This window comes from Halomonas gemina, from assembly GCF_023554995.1.
GTDB lineage: Bacteria > Pseudomonadota > Gammaproteobacteria > Pseudomonadales > Halomonadaceae > Halomonas > Halomonas gemina.
Map to the genome: position 1 here is coordinate 1 of NZ_JAMJPK010000048.1, position 255 is coordinate 255.

Annotated in this window: 1 protein-coding gene; it reads left to right on the forward strand. The window is 52.9% G+C overall.

Annotated elements, in window-relative coordinates:
- Positions 1–48: 48 nt before the first annotated feature.
- Positions 49–255 (forward strand): hypothetical protein (locus M8009_RS19465; protein ID WP_250064044.1); only part of this gene is annotated, 207 nt, incomplete at its 3' end.

Genomic DNA, 255 nt, shown 5'->3' on the forward strand with positions numbered 1-255 from the left:
TCTGAGCCATGATCAAACTCTTCAGTTTAAAGTCTGATAGTTCCTAAGGTGGAACCAAACCTGGCTCAAGGTTCAAACGTCTCATTTGACGAGTCGCTTGCCTTGAATGTTGCAGTGACTGGTCACCGACATCCCGACAAGCGCCCACATGAATTACCTGATCGATTGTTAAAGAGCGGCTCCGATCTCGATGAAGGGAGCGTCTCGCTTGCTGGCGTGGCCGGCTCTATCGAGCGGCGGTCTCGTCAGCGCCCT